Raw genomic sequence first — 4,445 nt, 5'->3', positions numbered from 1 at the left:
GGGCCTTCGCGCTCTCCGAGCCGCACGCGGGCTCGGATCCGCGCGCCATGCGCACCACGGCGGTGCGGCGCGGGGACACCTACGTCCTCAATGGCAGCAAGCAGTGGATCACCTCCGGCGCCTACGCGGGCGTGATGGTGGTGTGGGCGCGCACGAGCGAGAAGGGCATCTCCGCCTTCATCGTCGAGGGTGGAACCCGCGGCCTGCACGTGGGCAAGCACGAGGACAAGATGGGCCTGCGCGGGTCCAACACCGTGGGCCTCACCTTCGAGGACCTGGAGATCCCCGCGGAGAACCTCCTGGGCAAGGAGGGCGACGGCTTCAAGCTGGCGATGATCGCCCTGGACGGTGGGCGCGTGGGCATCGCCTCGCAGGCGTGCGGCGTGGCGCGGGCGGCGCTGGAGGCCTCCATCCGCTACGCGAAGGACCGCAAGGCCTTCGGCCAGCCGATCTCCGAGTTCCAGGGGCTGCGCTTCATGCTGGCCAACATGGCGGTGGAGATTCAGTCCGCGGAGCTGCTGACGTTCCGCGCGGCGACCCTCAAGGAGGAGGGGAGGCCCTTCACCCGCGAGGCCTCGATGGCGAAGCTGTTCGCCAGCGAGATGTCCAACCGCGTGGTGGACAAGGCGGTGCAGATCCACGGCGGCTACGGCTACATCGACGAGTTCCCCGTGGAGCGCTACTTCCGCGACGCCCGGGTGCAGACCATCTACGAGGGCACCAGCGAGGTGCAGCGGATGGTGATCGCCCGCGAGACGTTCAAGCTGTTCGACTGATCGCCTGACCGCCCGCCCCACGGGCCGAGCGGTCTCGGCCCCTCCCTCCGCCTCGTGCGTCGAGGCGATGGCGCGGGTAGTCATGCGGCACCACCTTCTCTCCACAGGGGCGGACACCAGCAAAGGCGCCAGGAGCCCTGGCGACCTGGCCCGGGGGTCCAGGGCTTCCGGCGGGCAGGGGGTCCCCCTCCACCGGGGGCTGCCTTATCAAGACGTTGAACAAGTGAAACGCGCTCGCTTGACTGCCGGTATGACCGGTGTCTAGGGTGCGCGGCTTCGAGTCGAACCCATTGTGGGCAAGGCTCGCGCACCACACGCCGCTCCCCGCGCGTGGTGGCCGTCAACAACCGGGGGCAGTTGTACCAGTTCCAAGGATTCCCAATCTCATGCAGCAGAATGTGAACCAGCAGATCGGAGATGTCGGCGACGAGGATTTTGCCGCGATGTTCGAGGCCTCGCTCAAGGAGCGTGGCGGCGAGGGCATCCTCAAGGAAGGCGAGATCGTCAAGGGCACCGTCGTTCAGGTGACCAAGGACTACGCCATCGTCGACATCGGCTACAAGTCCGAGGGCCAGGTTCCGATCTCCGAGTTCACCAGCCCCCGCGGCGAGGTCTCCGTCAAGGCGGGCGACCCTGTTGAGGTCCTCCTGGAGAGCCGCGAGAACGACACCGGCATGGTCGTCCTCTCCAAGGAGAAGGCCGACAAGATGCGCATCTGGGACGAGATCAGCGCCGCCTGCGAGCGCGATGAAATCGTCAAGGGCACCATCGTGGGTCGCGTGAAGGGTGGCCTCTCCGTCGACATCGGCGTGAAGGCGTTCCTCCCCGGCAGCCAGGTGGATATCCGCCCCGTGCGCAACCTGGACCAGTACATCTCGAAGGAATTCGAGTTCAAGGTCATCAAGTTCAACAAGAAGCGCGGCAACATCGTCCTCTCCCGCCGCGTGCTCCTCGAGAAGCAGCGCGAGGAGATGAAGAAGGAGACCCTCAAGAACCTCAAGGAGGGTGCGGTCCTCAAGGGCGTGGTCAAGAACCTCACCGACTACGGCGCCTTCATCGACCTCGGCGGCATCGACGGCCTGCTGCACATCACCGACATGTCGTGGGGCCGCATCGGTCACCCCAGCGAGATGTTCAACGTGGGTGACGAGGTTCGCGTCGTCGTCCTCAAGTTCGACCCCACGCAGGAGCGCGTCAGCCTGGGTCTCAAGCAGATCCAGGAGGACCCGTGGCACCGCGCCGACGAGAAGTACCCGGTCGGCACCCGCGTCAAGGGCAAGGTCGTCTCCATCACCGACTACGGCGCGTTCATCGAGATCGAGCAGGGCGTCGAGGGTCTGGTGCACGTGTCCGAGATGTCCTGGACCAAGCGCCTCAAGCACCCCAGCAAGGTGCTCGAGGTCGGCCAGGAGGTCGAGGCGGTGGTGCTCGACATCGATCCGAAGGCCAAGCGCATCGCGCTGGGCATGAAGCAGATCGAGCAGAACCCCTGGACCATGCTCGAGGACAAGTACCCGATCGGCTCGGTCATCAAGGGTCAGATCCGCAACGTCACCGACTTCGGCGTGTTCGTCGGCGTCGAGGAGGGCGTGGACGGCCTGGTGCACGTCTCCGACATCTCCTGGACGGTGCGCATCAAGCACCCGGGCGAGATGTTCAAGAAGGGCGACGAGGTCGAGGCGGTGGTGCTCAACATCGACGTCGAGAACGAGCGCTTCAGCCTGGGCATCAAGCAGCTCCAGCCGGATCCCTGGGACACGCTCTCCGAGCGCACCCCGGTGGGCAGCCGCGTCAAGGGCAAGGTCACCAAGGTCACCGACTTCGGCGCCTTCGTGGAGATCGAGCCCGGCATCGAGGGCCTCGTGCACGTCTCCGAGCTGAAGGAGGAGCGCGTCGAGAACCCGCGTGACGTGGTCACCGAGGCGCAGGAGGTCGAGGTCAAGATCATCGACATCAACACCCAGGACCGGAAGGTCGCGCTGTCGATGAAGGCCCTGATCGGCGAGGGCGAGGACTACCGCGAGTACCTCCGCCGCCAGGCCGAGGGCTCCAAGGCCCGCCTCGGCGACGTGATGGCGAGCAAGCTGAAGAAGTAAGGCTTGGTCTCCTCATAAGAGGAAGCCTGACGGCCGGGTTCCCGAGAGGGGGCCCGGCCGTTTGCTTTTGGTCTTAAGGGCGGGCAAGGAGGCTTGATCCGCTCGGAAGGCTCAGTGATAAGGGCCCTCGCGATTGTTATTCGAAATTCTCTTCAACCTCCCCAAGGAGGCAGTTCATGGCTCGTGAAGTGGTCATCGTTGGCGCGGCGCGTACCCCCATCGGAGCCTTCCAGGGTGCTCTGTCCAAGCTGACGGCGCCCCAGCTCGGCGCCATCGCCATCAAGGCGGCGCTGGAGCGCGCGGGCGTCTCCCCGGATCAGGTCGGCGAGACCATCATGGGCTGCGTGCTCCAGGCCGGCGTGGGCCAGGCTCCCGCCCGTCAGGCCGCCATCCATGCCGGCATCCCCGACAGCGTCCCCGCCGTCACCATCAACAAGGTGTGCGGCTCGGGCATGAAGGCCGTCATCGCCGGCGCCCAGGCCATCGCCCTCGGTGACGCCGAGGTGGTCGTGGTCGGTGGCATGGAGTCCATGAGCAACGCGCCCTACCTCAGCCACTCCATGCGCGGCGGCGCCCGCATGGGCAACGTGGAGTTCAAGGACGCGCTGATCCATGACGGCCTGTGGGATCCCTACGGCAACGTCCACATGGGCAGCTGCGCCGAGGAGTGCTCCACCACCCAGGGCATCAGCCGCGCCAACCAGGACGAGTACGCCCTGGAGTCCACCCGGCGCGCCATCGAGGCCCAGAAGGCCGGCCTGTTCTCCCGGGAGATCGTCCCCGTCACCGTGCCCGGCGGCAAGGGCGGCGACGTGGTGGTGAGCGAGGACGAGGGTCCCAAGAACGCCAAGCCGGACAAGATTCCGACGCTCAAGTCCGTCTTCAAGAAGGACGGCACGGTGACGGCGGCCAACGCCTCGTCCATCAACGACGGCGCCGCGGCGCTGGTGCTGATGAGCGCCGAGCGCGCCAAGGCCGAGGGCCGCACCGTGCTGGGCCGCATCGCTGGCTACGCCGGGGCCGCCCGCAAGCCGGTGGAGTTCACCATCGCTCCGGCCGACTCCATCAACAACCTGCTCAAGAAGACCGGCCACAAGACCACCGACGTGGACCTCTGGGAGATCAACGAGGCCTTCGCGGTGGTGGCCCTGGCCAACAACAAGATCCTCGGCCTGGAGGGCTCGAAGGTGAACGTGCGCGGCGGCGCGGTGGTGCTCGGCCACCCGATCGGCGCCTCGGGCGCGCGCCTCCTGGTGACCCTGCTGCACACGATGCAGGACACGAACAAGAAGCGGGGCGTCGCGTCGCTGTGCATCGGCGGCGGCGAGGGCATCGCGCTGATGGTGGAGCGCTAGTCCCACGTGGGACGCACTCCCTCTCCGGCTGACGGAGGGGGGCGGGGTGGAGGCCTGTGACGGGCCTTCGCCCCGTTCTCGTAGGAGGGGCTCATGAACAAGATCATCGCGAGCGCGGACGAGGCCGTCCGTGACATCCCGGATGGCGCCACGCTGATGAGCGGCGGCTTCGGGCTGTGCGGCAACCCCGAGAACCTCATCGCGGCCCTGCACCGCAA

At 66.9% G+C, this 4,445-nt stretch carries 4 protein-coding genes; all 4 read left to right on the top strand.

The features are described 5' to 3' along the window. A partial coding sequence (locus tag VF794_RS16865; protein ID WP_331111619.1) for an acyl-CoA dehydrogenase family protein occupies positions 1-776 on the top strand: 776 nt, incomplete at its 5' end. A 386-nt stretch (positions 777-1,162) separates the two neighbouring features. Next, positions 1,163-2,872, top strand: coding sequence for a 30S ribosomal protein S1 (locus tag VF794_RS16860; protein ID WP_331111617.1), 1,710 nt, complete (start codon positions 1,163-1,165; stop codon positions 2,870-2,872). Between the two features lie 176 nt (positions 2,873-3,048). Beyond that, complete coding sequence (locus VF794_RS16855) at positions 3,049-4,227, top strand: acetyl-CoA C-acetyltransferase (protein WP_331111615.1); 1,179 nt, start codon at positions 3,049-3,051, stop codon at positions 4,225-4,227. A gap of 93 nt (positions 4,228-4,320) precedes the next feature. Then, positions 4,321-4,445 (top strand): CoA-transferase (locus tag VF794_RS16850; RefSeq protein ID WP_331111621.1); only part of this gene is annotated, 125 nt, incomplete at its 3' end.

Source organism: Archangium sp. (assembly GCF_036389735.1).
Lineage (GTDB): Bacteria > Myxococcota > Myxococcia > Myxococcales > Myxococcaceae > Archangium.
This window is presented reverse-complemented; position numbering and strand designations above follow the sequence as displayed.